18 protein-coding genes are annotated in these 15,557 nt (G+C 71.0%); 9 read left to right on the top strand and 9 right to left on the bottom strand.

What is annotated here, in order from left to right:
- Window positions 1-3 precede the first annotated feature (3 nt).
- The 5 genes from BLQ61_RS04740 (at window position 4) to BLQ61_RS04720 (ending at window position 3,798) form a co-directional block, all read left to right on the top strand.
- Entirely contained in the window at window positions 4-741 is a 738-nt protein-coding gene (locus BLQ61_RS04740; protein WP_425415606.1) for an AzlC family ABC transporter permease, read from the top strand.
- 5 nt (window positions 742-746) lie between these two features.
- On the top strand, window positions 747-1,082 hold the full coding sequence (locus tag BLQ61_RS04735) for an AzlD domain-containing protein (RefSeq protein ID WP_091567524.1): 336 nt from the start codon (window positions 747-749) through the stop codon (window positions 1,080-1,082).
- A gap of 89 nt (window positions 1,083-1,171) precedes the next feature.
- The gene (locus BLQ61_RS04730) at window positions 1,172-2,365 is read left to right on the top strand and encodes a phosphoglycerate kinase (protein ID WP_091567196.1); all 1,194 of its coding nucleotides are present in this window, start codon (window positions 1,172-1,174) and stop codon (window positions 2,363-2,365) included.
- A 162-nt stretch (window positions 2,366-2,527) separates the two neighbouring features.
- On the top strand, window positions 2,528-3,226 hold the full coding sequence (locus BLQ61_RS04725) for a hypothetical protein (RefSeq protein ID WP_091567194.1): 699 nt from the start codon (window positions 2,528-2,530) through the stop codon (window positions 3,224-3,226).
- An 11-nt stretch (window positions 3,227-3,237) separates the two neighbouring features.
- Window positions 3,238-3,798 (top strand): FlgO family outer membrane protein, encoded by a 561-nt coding sequence (locus BLQ61_RS04720; protein ID WP_091567522.1) that lies wholly within the window; start codon window positions 3,238-3,240, stop codon window positions 3,796-3,798.
- A gap of 284 nt (window positions 3,799-4,082) precedes the next feature.
- Here the strand turns inward: BLQ61_RS04720 and BLQ61_RS04715 are convergent, their stop codons facing one another.
- The 9 genes from BLQ61_RS04715 to mnmG all read right to left on the bottom strand — a co-directional run bounded on the left by BLQ61_RS04715 (window position 4,083) and on the right by mnmG (window position 12,070).
- Window positions 4,083-5,123, bottom strand: a complete 1,041-nt coding sequence (locus tag BLQ61_RS04715) for a peptidoglycan-binding domain-containing protein (RefSeq protein WP_091567192.1) — start codon at window positions 5,121-5,123, stop codon at window positions 4,083-4,085.
- A gap of 121 nt (window positions 5,124-5,244) precedes the next feature.
- Window positions 5,245-6,009, bottom strand: a complete 765-nt coding sequence (locus BLQ61_RS04710) for a class I SAM-dependent methyltransferase (protein WP_091567190.1) — start codon at window positions 6,007-6,009, stop codon at window positions 5,245-5,247.
- A gap of 98 nt (window positions 6,010-6,107) precedes the next feature.
- Window positions 6,108-7,040, bottom strand: a complete 933-nt coding sequence (locus BLQ61_RS04705; protein WP_091567188.1) for a ParB/RepB/Spo0J family partition protein — start codon at window positions 7,038-7,040, stop codon at window positions 6,108-6,110.
- A gap of 7 nt (window positions 7,041-7,047) precedes the next feature.
- Window positions 7,048-7,623: an RBBP9/YdeN family alpha/beta hydrolase gene (locus tag BLQ61_RS04700; protein ID WP_091567520.1), complete on the bottom strand. Its 576-nt coding sequence runs from the start codon at window positions 7,621-7,623 to the stop codon at window positions 7,048-7,050.
- Window positions 7,624-7,704: 81 nt separating this feature from the next.
- On the bottom strand, window positions 7,705-8,475 hold the full coding sequence (locus BLQ61_RS04695; RefSeq protein WP_091567186.1) for a ParA family protein: 771 nt from the start codon (window positions 8,473-8,475) through the stop codon (window positions 7,705-7,707).
- A gap of 29 nt (window positions 8,476-8,504) precedes the next feature.
- Window positions 8,505-9,119: a LysE family translocator gene (locus tag BLQ61_RS04690; protein ID WP_091567184.1), complete on the bottom strand. Its 615-nt coding sequence runs from the start codon at window positions 9,117-9,119 to the stop codon at window positions 8,505-8,507.
- 63 nt (window positions 9,120-9,182) lie between these two features.
- Window positions 9,183-9,860 (bottom strand): 16S rRNA (guanine(527)-N(7))-methyltransferase RsmG, encoded by a 678-nt coding sequence (gene rsmG, locus BLQ61_RS04685; RefSeq protein ID WP_091567182.1) that lies wholly within the window; start codon window positions 9,858-9,860, stop codon window positions 9,183-9,185.
- A 4-nt stretch (window positions 9,861-9,864) separates the two neighbouring features.
- On the bottom strand, window positions 9,865-10,110 hold the full coding sequence (locus BLQ61_RS04680) for a hypothetical protein (RefSeq protein ID WP_091567180.1): 246 nt from the start codon (window positions 10,108-10,110) through the stop codon (window positions 9,865-9,867).
- Window positions 10,094-12,070, bottom strand: a complete 1,977-nt coding sequence (mnmG, locus tag BLQ61_RS04675; RefSeq protein ID WP_091567178.1) for a tRNA uridine-5-carboxymethylaminomethyl(34) synthesis enzyme MnmG — start codon at window positions 12,068-12,070, stop codon at window positions 10,094-10,096. Before mnmG ends, BLQ61_RS04680 begins: the two co-directional genes overlap by 17 nt.
- A 165-nt stretch (window positions 12,071-12,235) precedes the next feature.
- On the opposite strand from mnmG, the gene BLQ61_RS04670 reads away from it, so the two are divergent.
- The 4 genes from BLQ61_RS04670 (at window position 12,236) to BLQ61_RS04655 (ending at window position 15,342) form a co-directional block, all read left to right on the top strand.
- Window positions 12,236-12,823: an NADPH-dependent FMN reductase gene (locus tag BLQ61_RS04670; protein ID WP_091567176.1), complete on the top strand. Its 588-nt coding sequence runs from the start codon at window positions 12,236-12,238 to the stop codon at window positions 12,821-12,823.
- A 75-nt stretch (window positions 12,824-12,898) separates the two neighbouring features.
- Window positions 12,899-13,156 (top strand): YkgJ family cysteine cluster protein, encoded by a 258-nt coding sequence (locus BLQ61_RS04665; protein WP_091567174.1) that lies wholly within the window; start codon window positions 12,899-12,901, stop codon window positions 13,154-13,156.
- Window positions 13,157-13,361: 205 nt separating this feature from the next.
- On the top strand, window positions 13,362-13,970 hold the full coding sequence (gstA, locus tag BLQ61_RS04660) for a glutathione transferase GstA (RefSeq protein WP_091567172.1): 609 nt from the start codon (window positions 13,362-13,364) through the stop codon (window positions 13,968-13,970).
- Window positions 13,971-14,220: 250 nt separating this feature from the next.
- A complete protein-coding gene (locus BLQ61_RS04655; RefSeq protein ID WP_091567171.1) occupies window positions 14,221-15,342 on the top strand; it encodes an alkene reductase in 1,122 nt (373 codons plus the stop codon).
- The last annotated feature ends 215 nt before the right edge of the window (window positions 15,343-15,557 follow it).

Here is a 15,557-nt window from a genome sequence, read left to right as displayed (position 1 = left end):
ACGCTGCGGGCGCTGCGCCGCGGGCTGGCCGACCCCTGGGTGCGCCTGGGGCTGAGCGACATGCTGGCCACCTGCGTCGGCATTGCCGCCTGGGGCCTGGTGACCGGCGTGGCCATGGTCAAGACCGGGCTGTCCGTGGAGCTGGCCATCCTGATGTCGCTGCTGGTGTACGCCGGCAGCGCCCAACTGGCGGTGTTGCCGCTGATGGCGGCGGGCGCGCCGCTGTGGGTGGTGTGGCTCACCGCCACCTGCGTGAACCTGCGCTTCGTCATCTTCAGCAGCATGTGGCGCGGCTACTTCGCGCACCTGCCGCGGCGCCAGCGCCTGTGGATGGGCTACTTCAGCGGCGACGTGATCTTCGTGGCCTTCATGAAGCGCTTCCCGCGCGCCGAGCCGGTGCCCGAACAGGTGCCCTACTTCTGGGGCGCGGCGGCGGCCAACTGGCTGGCCTGGCAGGTGCCCTCCATCATCGGCATCCTGGCCGCCAACGCGATTCCGCTGTCCTGGGGCCTGGGCTTCGCCGGGGTGCTGGCGCTGCTGGGCATTTTGCTGTCCATGCTGCGCGACCGCGCCAGCTGGCTGGCCACCGGCGTGGCCTGCACGGCGGCGATTGCCACCTTCGCCCTGCCCCTGAAGCTGAACATCCTGGTGGCGATCGCCGCGGCGGTGGCCGCGGGCCTGGGCGCCGAGGCCGCCGAGCGCGCGCTGCGCCGTGCGCCGCGCAGCGAGGGCGCGGCGTGAGCGACCTGCTGGACACTTGGCTGTGGCCGGTGCTGGCCATCGCCGGCCTGGCGGTGATCACCCTGATCACGCGCACCTTCTTCATGATCCCCGAGCGCGAGCTGCCCATGCCCGACTGGCTGCGCCGGGGCCTGAAATACGCGCCGCTGGCGGCGCTGGCGGCCGTCATCGCGCCGGAGATCGCTATGAGCGGCGGCGCGCTGATCCGCACCCTGGCCGACGCGCGCCTGCCGGCGGTGCTGCTGGCCGGCGGCTACTACTTCTGGCGCCGCGGCATCCTGGGCACCATCGTGGTCGGCATGGCGGTGTACCTGCCGCTGCACATCGGGCTGGGCTGGTAGCGCGGCGAGGCTGCAAGGGGCAGCGGCGAGCGTTTCCTACAATCGCGCGCCAAGAAAACCGCTTTCCCCCTCCTTCCCCTCCCTCTCCCATGCACATCCTTCGCTTTTCCGATCTCTGCGACCAAGGCCAGGCCCGGGGCCAGCGTGTGTTCATCCGCGCCGACCTGAACACGCCGCTGGACCAGGCCGGCCACATCACCGAGGACACGCGCATCCGCGCCTCGGTGCCCTGCATCCGCATGGCGCTGGCCGCCGACGCCGCCGTCATGGTCTGCAGCCACCTGGGCCGGCCGACCGAGGGGCAGTTCCGGCCCGAGGACTCGCTGGCGCCGGTGGCCGCGCGCCTGGCCGAGTTGCTGGGCCGGCCGGTGCCGCTGATCGCCGACTGGGTGGACGGCGTGAGCGTGCAGCCCGGCGAGGTGGTGCTGCTGGAGAACTGCCGCGCCAACGTCGGCGAGAAGAAGAACGATCCGGCTCTGGCCAGGAAGATGGCGCAGCTGTGCGACATCTATGTGAACGACGCCTTCGGCACCGCGCACCGCGCCGAAGCCACCACCTACGGCATGGCCGAATACGCCAAGGTGGCCTGCGCCGGCCCGCTGCTGGCCGCCGAGATCGACGCGCTGACCCAGGCGCTGACCGACCCGAAGCGCCCGCTGGTGGCCATCGTCGGCGGCTCCAAGGTCAGCACCAAGCTGACCATCCTGCGCAGCCTGGCGGACAAGGTGGACCAGCTGATCGTCGGCGGCGGCATCGCCAACACCTTCCTGCTGGCCGCCGGCCTGCCGATCGGCAAGAGCCTGGCCGAGCCTGACCTGGTGGCCGAGGCGCGCGCGGTGATGGACGCCATGGCCGCGCGTGGCGCGCAGGTGCCGATCCCGACCGACGTGGTCACCGCCAAGGCCTTTGCCGCCGACGCGCCGGCCAGCGTGAAGCCGGCCACCGAGGTGCAGGACGACGACCTGATCCTGGACATCGGCCCCGAGACCGCCGCGCGCCTGGCCGCGCAGCTCAAGGCCGCCGGCACCATCGTCTGGAACGGCCCGGTAGGCGTGTTCGAGATGGACCCGTTCGCCGGCGGCACCCGGGTGATCGCCGAGGCCATCGCCGAGTCCGACGCCTTCAGCATCGCCGGCGGCGGCGACACGCTGGCGGCCATCGCCCGCTTCGGCATCCAGGACCGGGTGGGCTACATCTCCACCGGTGGCGGCGCATTCCTGGAAGTACTGGAAGGCAAGCAGCTGCCGGCCCTGGAAATCCTGCAAAAGCGCGCCGCCGGCTGACCGGCAAACAACATCCGCGGCGCGCCTGGCCCGCCCAGGGCCCCGCTGCGCTTGTTTTTGGTGTTGCCAGCCATCAGAATCGTTTGCAAACGTGTGCCCCGCTCCTGCCGGGGCGTTTTGCTGCCTGCGGGCGGCACGCAATTCCAGATTCAGGAGGGACCCATGTCTTTGATCAAGGCGATCGGCCTGCCGGCCGTGGCACTGGCCGCGCTGGCACTGGCCGGCTGCGGCAGCGCGCCGATTCCGCTGGCCAAGAACTTCGAGCAGACCAGCCAGCACAAGGTGCGCTCGGCCGGGCACTGGGAGCTGGTTTCGCGCGACGTGGTGGCGCAGACCCGCGCCACGCTGGCGCAGGTCGGCTACGGCCAGGAGGCGCCGCTGCACGTGGCGCTGCCGCACAATCCCAGCGCGTTCGACCTGGCGTTCCGCGACTTCCTGATCACCGAGATGGTCCAGGGCGGCTCCATCGTGCACCAGCAGCCGGGCGCCGGGCTGGAGGTGAACTACCACGCCCAGCTGGTGCGCCACAACAGCGACCGGCCGCACTTCATCCCCGGCCAGTACACCATGATCGCCGCCGGCCTGATGGCCGCCTACGGCCTGCGCCACCAGCACATCGACGCGCAGCTGCTGGCCACCCTGGGCCTGACCGCGGCCGCCGACTATGCCTCCAGCATCAACTCCGGCGGCCCCACCAACACCGAGATGGTGCTGACCACCACCGTGACGCGCGGCGGTCAGTACATCGCCCGCAAGACCGACGTGTACTACCTGGAGAACGCCGACGTGCCGCTGTTCCTGCGCCCCCTGCCGCTGCCACAGCCGTACCGCCCGATGACCATGCAGGTGGTGTCGCAATGACGGGCCGCCGCATGACGACTCTCGCCTCCCTGGCCGCGCTGGGCGCCGCCGTGCTGGCCGGCGGCTGCGCGCAGCAGCCCCCGGCGCCCCTGCGCGTCGAGCCCAGCTACCAGGACGCGGCGCGCGCGCCGCTGCTGGCCAGCAGCCGCGAGGCCGTCGCCCAGCTGCTGCAGGGCCTGGACACGGTGGTCACTGGCGACGGCCCGGTGCTGGTGGCCACGGTGGTCAACGTGAACGACCTGGGCACGTCGGCGCCGCTGGGGCGCACGCTGTCCGAGCAGTACGCCACGGCCATGGCCATGACCGGCTTCAACGTCAAGGAGATCAAGCTGCGTGGCGAGGTCTTCGTCAAAGAAGGTGCCGGCGAGCTGCTGCTGTCGCGCGAGGTGCGCGACCTGGCGCGCCAGCAGAACGCCTCGATGGTGCTGGTGGGCACCTTCTCGCCCGCCGCCAACTACACCTACATCAGCCTGAAGCTGGTGCGCACCGAGGACAGCCGCATCATCCGCGGCCACGACTACGCCCTGCCCAACGACCGCGACGTGAACCGGCTGCTGGCGCTGCCGCGCTGAAGCACCCCGGCGCGACGGCCAGCCTATGGCCTGGCAACGCAAAGCTGCCCCAAGGGGCGGCTTTTTCATGGGCGGGGTGCGACAGGGGCAGCCGGGCCGGGCTACCCGTCCATCAGGCCAGAAAGCCCGCAGGCCTCGATCGATAAAAGACCTGTCGCTATAGAATTTATAGCTCTGGCCGGCTGTGCCGGCCACGGGAGCAGCGGGCCGCTGCCGGGCGCCGGGCCGCGCCACAGCTGCGGCAGGCCGGCCGCCGCAGGGTTGCGGCGGCGCGGCACGGCACTTCAGCGCGACAGCGCGTCCAGCGTCGGCGCGTCCAGTTGGCCGGTGGCGCGCAGGCCCTTGTCGGCCTGGAAGGCGCGGATGGCGGCCTTGCTGCGCGGGCCCAGGGCGCCGTCGGGCGTGCCGACGTTGTAGCCCAGCGCGTTCAGGCGCTCCTGCGCCTCGCGCGCGCTCATGCTGGCGCCGGCGCGCGTCTGCGACGGGGCAGAACCGCCGTCCACGCCGAGCCGGCCACCGCCGCCCAGGCCCTGGCCCTGCACGCTCTGCGCCTTGTAGTTGCGCAGCGCCACAACCATCTGGTTGTAGGCGTCCATGAAGGCGGCGGTGATGACCTTGCCCTGCGCGGTGTTCTGGTAGCCGCCCAGGCCGGCGCCGGCGACGCCGCCGAACAGCCCGCCGAAGCCGGCGAAGTCGCTCTTGGAGGCGCTGCCCTCGGAGGCCGAGACCTGCACGCCCGAGCGGTTGTCCACCAGCGTCAGCATGACGTTGGCTTCCTTGGTCTGCAGGCCGCCGCCGATGGCCGCCACGGCCCGGCCGCGGCCGCCGCCGATCAGCCCGCCCAGCGCCGCGCCCATGCCGCCGGCGTCGTTGTTGGAGAACACGATCTCGGGCGACAGGCCGTAGTCGGAGGCGACCATCTGGCCCTTGCCGAAGTTGCTGCCGCCGCGCATCTCGCCCGAGCCCATGAGCTGGCGCTCGCGGTCCATGGCGCGCATGCCGGCGGCGCCGCGCTCGACCACCACGAAGCAGTTGGACTGCTGGATCAGCAGGCGCAGCAGGTTGGCCGTGGGCGGCAGCTTGTATTCGTTGCGCAGGATGGTGTACCAGCCGGCGTCCTGGTTCTCCACCAGCGACACCGTGCCCAGCGGCGCTTGGCAGCGCTGCAGCTGGCTGCTCTCGCCGGCGGCGTTGGCGCCGCCGGCAGCGCCGGTGGCCACGGTCTTGGACTCGGCGCTGCCCATTTTCATGTTGGTGGTCTCGCAGCCGGCCAGGGCCAGTGCGGCGCAGGCGGCGGCGAGCACGCTCAGGGTAATACGGGACATGGCTCTCTCTGACATGGCTCTCTCTCCTTGGATGTCGGTCTGTTGGATGGGATTGCCGTACACGCAGCGTCGTGCCGGCGGGAGGCCAAAATCATAGCCATCCGGCGCGTTTTGCTACCTTCTATTGCCTCCTGTTGCCATTTGCCCCGCCTGCATCGTCCGGAATGCGGTAGAGCCACAGCGCCGATTGCGGTGCCGGCGCAGGCAGCCGGGCGGTGGGCACCCATCCCGGCACCTCGAAGGCCAGACTGACCAGCCAGCTGCCCGGAGTCAGCTCGCGCCGCGCCTTGTCGGCCACGCGCGCCATGGATTCGGGCCGCTGGAACACGTACACCAGCTGGTAGCCGCGCCAGTCGTCGGCCCATAGGTCGCCGCGGCGCACGCGCGCCAGGCGCCGGCAGCGCAGGCGGCACAGCAGCACCAGCGGCCAGCTCCACTCCACGCCTTCCAGCCGTGCCTGCGGATAGGCCGCGTGCAGCGCACGCAGGCCGTCGCCCAGGCCGCAGCCGGCATCCAGCACCCGGGCGCCGGGCGGCAGCGGCGCGGCCTGCGCCAGCCCCAGCAGCGCGCCGGCCGGCGTGGGGAACAGCGGCGCGTCGCGCCAGGCATGCACCGGGTACAGGAGCAGCAGCACGGCCAGCGGCGCCAGCCAGGCCCAGGCCGGCACCGCCGCCGCGCCGGTGAGCGCCAGCGACAGCGGAAAACCCAGCGCCACCATCGCCCGGCGCCACCAGCGATCGGCCAGCAGGCTGGCCAGCGCGCCGCAGCTGCCGGCTGCCAGCAGCGCCCCCACGGGCCCCAGCCGGGGCAGCAGCGCCAGGTACAGCAGCCACGCGCCGCCCCACGCCAGCAGGGCAGGCAGGGGCCAGCGCAGCAGCCGGGACATGGTGGAGGGTTTGGGTGGAGCGTTGGCGGGCCGGCCGCCCCATGCGCACGGGGTCGCGCCGGGGCCGCGGGCGACAGGAACTGCGGCCGGGTGTCCGGCTATTCCCCGGCGCCGCCGCGCAGGCGCTCGATCAGGCCGTGCAGCGCATCGCGCGAGCCGAACTGAATCGCCAGCTCGCCCAGCTCGTCGCTGCGGCCGCCGCGCCTGACGCGCTTTTTGACGCGGATCTCGACCTCGGCCATGAGCAGGTCGGACAGCTCTTCCTCCAGCCGGCGCACGTCGCGCGGCTTGTCGCTGCGCGTGGGCCGTGCCGGGGCGCCGTCGCCCTCGGCGCCCAGCTTCTTCACCAGGCCTTCGGCTTCGCGCACCGACAGCTGGCGCGCGGCGATCTGGTGCGCGGCGGTGATCTGGCCAGCACGCTCGAGCGCCAGCAGCGCGCGCGCGTGGCCCATGTCCAGGTCGCCGGCCATGAGCATGGTCTGCACCGGCTCGGCCAGCTGCAGCAGGCGCAGCAGGTTGCTGGCGGCGCTGCGCGAGCGGCCCACGGCCTGCGCCGCCTGCTCGTGCGTCAGGCCGAACTCGCGCGTCAGGCGCTGCAGGCCCTGGGCTTCCTCCAGCGGGTTCAGGTCCTCGCGCTGGATGTTCTCGATGAGGGCCATGGCGGCGGCGGCCTCGTCGGGCACGTCGCGCACCAGCACCGGCACCTCGGCCAGCGCGGCGATACGGGCGGCACGGAAGCGCCGCTCGCCGGCGATGATTTCGTACTTGCCGGCGTGCTCGCCCGCAGCCAGCCGGCGCACCAGGATGGGCTGCATGATGCCCTGCGCGCGGATGCTCTCGGCCAACTCGTACAGCGCGCCCTCGTCCATGCGCGTGCGCGGCTGGTACTGGCCGGGCACCAGCTGGTCCAGCGCCAGGGTGGACGGAGCGCCGCCGGCAGCGCCTTGCGCGCCCGCCACTGGTTCGGCCACCTTGGGGCCGAGCAGGGCTTCCAGGCCGCGGCCCAGGCCCTTGGGTTTCTTGGTCGCCATGGAAGTGTTATGTCCTGGAAGAGTGGTCGGGCGCGGCAGAGCCGGCGGGCGGCATCAGCGAGCGCAGCAGGTCGTGGCCGTGGGGCCACACGCCTAAGCCAGAGGCGGCGTTCAGGTGCCCGTGCGCGCCGGCATCGACCCAGCGCGCGCCCCAGCCCTGTGCCAGTTCGCGCGCCCGCGCCGGGCTGCAGTACGGGTCGTCGCTGCTGGAGACGACGATGGAAGGGAAAGGCAGGCGCTGGCGCGCGATCGGCGTCCAGCCCGGGATCAGTTCGGACACGCCGGGCTGCTCGACGTCGCCTGGGGCCACCAGCAGCGCGCCACGCACTTTGTGCGCGTCGGGCGAGTGCGCAGCCCACCAGGCGACGAGGATGCAGCCCAGGCTGTGCGCGGCCAGCAGCAGCGGGCCTTCCTGGTCGGCGACCACGTCCTGCAGCCGTGCGCACCAGTCGCCGCGTTTGGGGTGCAGCCAGTCGTGCTGCTCGACGCGGCGATAGCCATAAGCCTGTTCCCACTCGGTCTGCCAATGGCCTTCGGTGGAGTTCTGCCACCCGGGCAGGGTCAGGACGCTGGACGGGCGCATGCGCTTTTCGCTCCCATATTGATAGCTGGAGGCCAGGGCACCATATGGGCTCCAGGCACTTTTCATTCAAAAAACCGGTTGTCACATGCGCTGGACGCGCTGCACCATTTCCCTGGCGAACTCGACGAACGCCCGGCTGCCACGCGCATTGGCGTCGAACACCACGCCCGGCAGGCCGTAGCTGGGCGCCTCGGCCAGGCGCACGTTGCGCGGGATGACCGAGTCGAAGACTTTGTCGCCGAAGTGCTCCTTGAGCTGCGCGCTGACCTGCGCCTGCAGCGTGATGCGCGGATCGAACATGACGCGCAGCAGGCCGATGATCTGCAGGTCCGGGTTTAAGTTGGCATGCACTTGCTTGATGGTGTTGACCAGGTCCGTGAGGCCTTCCAGCGCGAAGTACTCGCACTGCATCGGCACCACCACGCCGTGCGCCGCGCACAGGCCGTTGAGCGTCAGCAGGCTCAAGGAGGGCGGGCAGTCGATGAGCACAAAGTCGTAGTGTGGGTCGACCAGCGCCAGCGCGGCTTTCAGGCGCTTTTCGCGCTGCTTCAGCTCGACCAGCTCGACCTCGGCGCCGGCCAGCTCGCGGTTCGCGCCCAGCACCTGGTAGCCGGCGGCTTCGGCCGACACCGCCGCGTCGGCCACGCTGCATTCGCCCAGCAGCACGTCATACACCGTGTGCGCCAGCGCGCGCTTGTCCACGCCCGAGCCCATGGTGGCGTTGCCCTGCGGGTCCAGGTCGACCAGCAGCACGCGCTGGCCTATCTTGGCCAGGCCGGCGGCGAGGTTGACGGTGGTGGTGGTCTTGCCGACGCCGCCCTTTTGGTTGGCGACACAGAAAATCTTGGCCATGCGCGAATATGAGTGCGAGCGTGCAGGTATCAGGAGGAGACGGCCAGCTTGACGCCGAAGCCGATCAGGAAGGTGCCAGCGGTCTTTTCCAGCGTGCGCGCGATGCGCGGACTGGTGCGCATGCGCGCGGCCAGATGCTGCGTCAGCAGCACGACAGCGAGGCTGTACGAGAAGGTGAGCGCGGCGATGGTCACCGCCATCACGCCGAAGGTGAGCAGACCCTGGTGGCGCGCCGGGTCGACGAACAGCGGGAAGAACGCCATGTAGAACACGATGGCCTTGGGGTTCAGCAGGGTGATGACCGCACCCTGGCGAAAGTAGTGACGCGGCTGCATGCGCAGCACCGGCGCGTCGCCAGGTCGGGCGCTGAGCATCTTCCAGCCCAGCCAGGCCAGGTAGGCGGCGCCCAGCCACTGCACGGCATGGAAGGCCGCCGGGTAGGTGGCTAGCAGCGCTGCCACCCCGGCCACCGCCGTCCACATCAGCAGCTGGTCGGCAGCGATCACGCCGCACGCCGCCGCCAGCCCGGCGCGCACCCCGCCCTTGCCGGTGGAGGTGATCAGTGCCAGGTTGCCCGGCCCGGGGATGGCCAGGAACAGCACGATGGCGGCGACGAAGGCGCCATAGTCGGAAATGCCGAACATGGATGCAGGAGGTGGTGCGGGAAGCGGACAAGTGTAGCCGCCGGTCCGTGGCAACCGGGGCGGTCAGGACCCTGTGGGGCGCAGCCAGACGATGCAGCGCTCGGCCTGTAGGCCCGGCACCTGCAACTGTTCCACGTGAAACACCTGCACCTCGGGCGGCAGCTGGGCGATCTCGTCGTCGGGTTGCCTGCCCTTCATCGCCAACCAGACGCCCTGTGGCGCCAGCGCCGCGCGCGACCAGCCGGTGAAGTCCGCCAGTGACGCGAAGGCGCGGCTGCTGACCACGTCGAACGGCCCGCTCAATGTCTCGACGCGGGCATGAAGGCCGCGCAGGTTGGGCAGGCGCAGCGTGGCCGCCGCCTGCTGCAGGAAGGCTGCCTTCTTGGCCACCGTGTCCACGCAGCGGACCTGCAGCTGCGGGCAGCAGATGGCGAAGACCACACCCGGCAGGCCGCCGCCCGAACCCACGTCGAGCAGCTGCGGCGCCCTGCCCGGCTGCGCCAGGTCCCGCGCCTGCAGGTGGCGCTGCAGCGGCGGTACCGCCGCCAGGCTGTCCAGCAGGTGGTGCGTCAGCATCTCCCGCGGATCGCGCACCGCCGTCAGGTTGTAGACCCGGTTCCACTTCTGCAGCAGCGCCAGGAAGTCGAGCAGCTGCGTGTGCTGCGACTCGGTCAGCTGCAGGCCCAGGGCCTCGGCGCCGGCGCGCAGTTCGTCCGGCAGGGAGGAGTCAGAAACGGACATGGCCTCAACCCTGGTGCTGGCGCGCACGCACGGAATGCCGCGCCGCGTCCATTGCCGCGCGCGCCTGGGGACGGCTCTTCCGGCGGCTGGAGCCGGCCAGCCCGGCACTGGCCCGCCGGATGTCCTGCGTTCGGGCCGTGGCCCATTGCGCCAGCGAGGCACGGACCGTCTGCACCTGCCGACCGTGCACGGTCGAGCGGGCGCCCTGGCAGGCCCGCAACGCGCTGCGTTCTTCAGGCGGAAACGGCATGGCCGGCTCCTTCGCTGTTTTGTGCGAACCCCTTGAAGCCGCCCTTTTTCAGGTGCACCAGCAGCAGCGAGATGGCCGCCGGCGTGACGCCGGAAATCCGCGACGCCTGGCCCAGGGTTTCGGGGCGGTGCTTTTGCAGCTTCTGCCGTACCTCGATGGACAGCGCCGGCACCTGGGAGTAGTCCAGCTCGGCCGGCAAGCGCAGCTGCTCGTAATGTGCGGCGCGCTGCACCTCGTCCTTCTGCCGGTCGATGTAGCCGGAATACTTGGCGGCGATCTCCACCTGTTCGACCACGCTGTCCGCTAGCTCGCCCAGTGTTTCACGTGAAACAGCGCTGCTGACGTGGCGCCCATCGTCCAGGCTCATCAGGCTGGCGTAGTCGACGCCCGGACGGCGCAGCAGGTCGAACAGGTTGTATTCGTGCTCGATGGCCTTGCCCAGCACGCGCTCGGATTCGCTCGCCGGCAGGTTGCGCGGGTTCACCCAGGTGGACTTCAGGCGCTCGGTCTCGCGCGCCACGGCGTCGCGCTTGCGGCTGAAGTGATCCCAGCGCGCGTCATCCACCAGGCCCAGGCGCCGGCCGGTTTCCGTCAGGCGCATGTCGGCGTTGTCCTCGCGCAGCTGCAGCCGGAACTCGGCGCGGCTGGTGAACATGCGGTAGGGCTCGGTCACGCCCTTGGTCAGCAAATCGTCGACCAGCACGCCCAGATAGGCCTCGTCGCGCGCCGGCACCCAGGGCACCTCGCCGCGGCACTGCAGCGCGGCGTTCAAACCGGCGAACAGGCCCTGCGCAGCGGCTTCCTCGTAGCCGGTCGTACCGTTGATTTGCCCGGCAAAGAACAGGCCGGCGATGGCGCGCGTCTCGAAGCTGCTCTTGAGCGCACGCGGGTCGAAGTAGTCGTACTCGATGGCGTAGCCGGGGCGCAGGATGTGCGCGTTCTCCAGCCCGTCCATCGACCGCACCAGCGCCAGCTGGATGTCGAACGGCAGGCTGGTGGAAATGCCGTTGGGGTAGAACTCGTGCGTCGTCAGCCCCTCGGGCTCGAGGAAGATCTGGTGGCTGTCCTTGTCGGCGAAGCGGTTGATCTTGTCCTCGACGCTGGGGCAGTAGCGCGGCCCCACGCCTTCGATCTTGCCGGTGAACATGGGGCTGCGGTCGAACCCCGAGCGGATGATCTCGTGCGTGCGCGCGTTGGTGTGCGTGATCCAGCACGGCACCTGGCGCGGGTGCAGGGCCGCGTTGCCCATGAAACTGAAGACCGGCAGGTGGCCGGGGTTCACGCCGCCGGGCATGCCGTCGCCGGGCTGCTCCTGGCAGCGCGAAAAATCGATGCTGCGCCCGTCGATGCGCGGCGGCGTGCCGGTCTTCAGCCGGCCCTGCGGAAGCTGCAGCTCCTTGAGGCGTGCCGACAGGCTCACCGCCGGCGGGTCGCCGGCGCGGCCGGCGGCGTAGTTCTGCAGACCGACGTGGATGCGCCCGTCCAGAAAGGTGCCGGCCGTCAGCACCACCGTGCGCGCGCGAAAGGCCAGGCCCATCTGCGTGACCGCGCCCACCACCCGCTCGCCCTCGACCAGCAGGTCGTCCACCGCCTGCTGGAACAGGCTCAGATTCGGCTGGTTCTCCAGCATGCGGCGGATGGCCGCCTTGTACAGGATGCGGTCGGCCTGCGCGCGTGTGGCGCGCACCGCCGGGCCCTTGGAGCTGTTCAAGATCCGGAACTGGATGCCCGCCTCGTCGGTCGCCAGCGCCATGGCGCCGCCCAGCGCGTCCACCTCTTTCACCAAGTGGCCCTTGCCGATGCCGCCGATGCTGGGGTTGCAGCTCATCTGCCCCAGGGTCTCGATGTTGTGCGTGAGCAGCAGCGTGCTGCAGCCCATGCGCGCGGCGGCCAGCGCCGCCTCGGTGCCGGCGTGGCCACCGCCGACGACGATCACGTCAAATTCCTGGGGATACAGCATTGGACGAACTCACAAAGAACAGGGTGCGGCGCACGGCCGGGAAAGCCCGCGATTTTCCCACCTTTGCTGAAAAACCGTGCAGCGCGGGGCTGTCGGCCACAGGAATGTTCCACGTGAAACACGCATGCAGGAATCGCGCGCCGGCGCTGTGCTTCAATCCCGCGCATGAAACTCCTGGTCTTCGCGGGCAGCGCCCGCAGCGAATCGTTCAACCGGCGCCTGGCGCGCGTGGCGGCCGACGCGGCCCGGGCGGCCGGCGCGCAGGCCACGCTGCTGGAGCTGGCCGACTACGACATCCCGATGTACCACGCCGAGCTGGAGGCGCGCGGCACGCCGCCGGACGTGATCCGGCTGAAGGAGGCGATGGACGCCCACCCGGCCTGGATCATCGCTACGCCGGAATACAACGGCAGCTACACCGGCCTACTGAAGAACACGCTGGACTGGACCTCCAGCCCGGTGGCCGGGCACCCGGTATTCGCCGACGCCAGCCGGCCGTTCGCCGGCAAGGTGGTCGGCATGCTGAGCGCATCCAACGGCGCCCTGGGCGGGCTGCGCGCGCAAAGCCACCTGGCACCGCTGCTGCTGAACCTGGGCTGCTGGCTGGCGCCGCGCGCCTACGCCCTGCCCCGCGCCGCCAGCGCGTTCGACGCGCAGGGGCAGTTGCTGGACGCGGAGCAGCAGGCGCAGGTGGCGGACGTCGTGCGGCAGGTGCTGTGGGCCGCCGGGCGGCTGCACGGCGAGCAGGCCTGACATTGCCAAGCCAAAAAGCCCACTGGCCTATACGGAACGTGGGTCTGTAGCTATCAAAAACATAGTGATCGAGTGATGGACTGCCGCCCTGGCTGCGCCGCCTGCTGCATTGCGCCGTCGATCTCCAGCGCCATTCCGGGCATGCCGCAGGGCAAGCCCGCCGGCGTGCCCTGCGTGCAGCTGGACCCGCACGGCCGCTGCCGGCTGTTCGGCCGGCCCGAACGCCCGGCGGTATGCGCCTCGCTGCAGCCGGCGCAAGAGATGTGCGGCGCGGACCGGCACCAGGCCCTGGCGCGCATCGCCTGGCTGGAGCGCGCCACCGCGCCGGGCTGACGCGCAGCGCCCCGTGCCTTTTTCCGTGCCGCCTGCAGGCTCGGCCGACACTGGCTAGCATGGATGCCGCCCGGGCCGCACGCTGCCCGGCGGCGTGCAGCCGGCGCTTCCCGGCGTCCGCGCGGTACGCGCTCTTCCGTCTTCTTGTCTTCTTCCTTCCTCGCGCAAGAAGCCGTTTTGCCAGCCAAGAAAGGACTGTTCTCCCATGAAGCTGTACTACTCCCCCGGCGCCTGCTCGCTGTCGCCGCATATCGTGCTGCACGAGGCCGGCCTGGTCTTCACGCCGGTGCTGGCCAGCACCAAGAGCCACAAGCTGCAGGACGGCACCGACTTCTACACCATCAACCCGCTGGGCTATGTGCCGGTGCTGGAACTGGACGACGGCACGCGGCTGTTCGAGGGCCCGGCCATCGTGCAGTACCTGGCCGACCAGGCGCCGCACAAGAACCTGGCGCCGGCCAACGGCACGCTGCCGCGCTACCGCCTGCAGCAGTGGCTGAACTTCATCAGCACCGAGATCCACAAGGGCTTCTCGCCGCTGTTCAAGCCGAACACGCCCGAGGAGTACAAGGCCATCGCGCGCCAGAACCTGCTGGGCCGCCTGCAGTGGCTGGACGGCGAGCTGGCGGGCCGCGACTGGCTGGTCGGTGAGCACTTCAGCGTGGCCGACGCCTACCTGTTCACCGTCACCAACTGGGCGCAGCACGTGGGCCTGGACATCAGCGGCCTGCAGCACCTGGCGGCGTATCGCCAGCGCATCGCTGCGCGTCCCGCCGTGCAGGCCGCCATGCAGGCCGAAGGGCTGCTGAAGTAACGGCCCCACCGCCGGGCACCCTTGCCCTGCCCGTTCCCGCAGAGCGCGCGGCCCCTCTCGGACCGGATGCCACGGGGCCAGCGCCAGATGCCCTGGCCTCCCGGGCCGCCCTGCAGGGTGCGGTACCGGCCCTTTTGTCACACCGCGCCGGCGGCGCGCCGAGTCGCCCGGTTGACTGGGCGCGCCGCAGCGCCGCGACGGCGGCGCTACCCTTGGCACCCCTGCTTTTCTTTTGCCGCCCACATCTTCTATGACTTCCCTGTTCGACCCCCTGGACGCCGGTGCCCTGCACTTGGCCAACCGCATCGCCATGGCGCCGCTGACGCGCAACCGCGCGCCCGACGCCACGCCCGGCCCCCTGCAGGCCGAGTACTACCGCCAGCGCGCCAGCGCCGGCTTGGTGATCACCGAAGCCACCGCCATCAGCCCGCAGGGCCAGGGCTACGCCGACGTGCCGGGCCTGTACGGCAGCCAGCAGCTGGACGGCTGGAAGCTGACGACCGACGCCGTGCATGCCGCTGGCGGCAGCATCGTCTGCCAGCTGTGGCACGTGGGCCGCGTCTCGCACACCAGCCTGCAGCCGGAGGGCGCCGCGCCGGTGGCGCCCTCGGCCATCGCCGCGCAGACCAAGACCTACCTGATCGACCGCACCAGCGGCCAGGGCAGCTTCGCGCCCACCTCGACGCCGCGCGCGCTCGATGCCGGCGAGCTGCCTGGCATCGTGCACGACTTCGCCGCCGCGGCGCGCAATGCGGTGCACACCGCCGGCTTCGACGGCGTGGAGATCCACGGCGCCAACGGCTATCTGCTCGACCAGTTCCTGAAGACCGGCGCCAACCAGCGCCAGGACGACTACGGCGGCAGCATCGCCAACCGCGCGCGCCTGATGCTGGAGGTCACGCGCGCCGTGGCAGACGCCGTGGGCGCGGGCCGCACCGGCATCCGCCTGTCGCCGGTCACCCCGGCCAACGACATCCAGGACGCCGACCCGCAGCCGCTGTTCGAGTACCTGGTGCGCCAGCTGGCGCCGCTGGGCCTGGCCTATGTCCACATCATCGAGGGCGCCACCGGCGGCGCGCGCCAGGTCGAGGGCCGGCCGTTCGACTACGCCGCGCTGCGCGCCGCCTACCAGGACGCCGGCGGACGCGGCGCGTGGATGGTCAACAACGGCTACGACCGCGCCAGCGCCGAAGAGGCGGTGGCCAGCGGCCGCGCCGACGTGGTGGCCTTCGGCCGCCCGTTCATCGCCAACCCGGACCTGGTCGAGCGCCTGCGCCGCGATGCGCCGCTGGCCGAAGGCGACCGCGCCACCTTCTACGGTGGCGGCGCGCACGGCTATACCGACTACCCGACGCTGCCAGCGCAGGGCTGAGGGCGCGGCGCACACCCGGCGAGGGGCGCGGACGGCGGGTGCGGCACGGCCCGCCCTTCGCGCTCCTGCACCGGCCGAGGCCATGGTCGGCGCGGCCTTGACAGCTCGTCCAGTGACGGCCGGCGGCTGGACACGCAACCGGCGCGCGCGCCCTGGATTTCAAGCCAAAAACACCGCAGGCCCATGTTCCATATGGGCCTGCAGCTATTTTTTCG

The sequence above is a fragment of the Oryzisolibacter propanilivorax genome (assembly GCF_900103645.1).
GTDB classification, from domain to species: domain Bacteria; phylum Pseudomonadota; class Gammaproteobacteria; order Burkholderiales; family Burkholderiaceae_C; genus Melaminivora; species Melaminivora propanilivorax.
The sequence above is the reverse complement of the archived record's forward strand: the minus strand, read 5'-3'. Positions and strand labels throughout refer to the sequence as shown.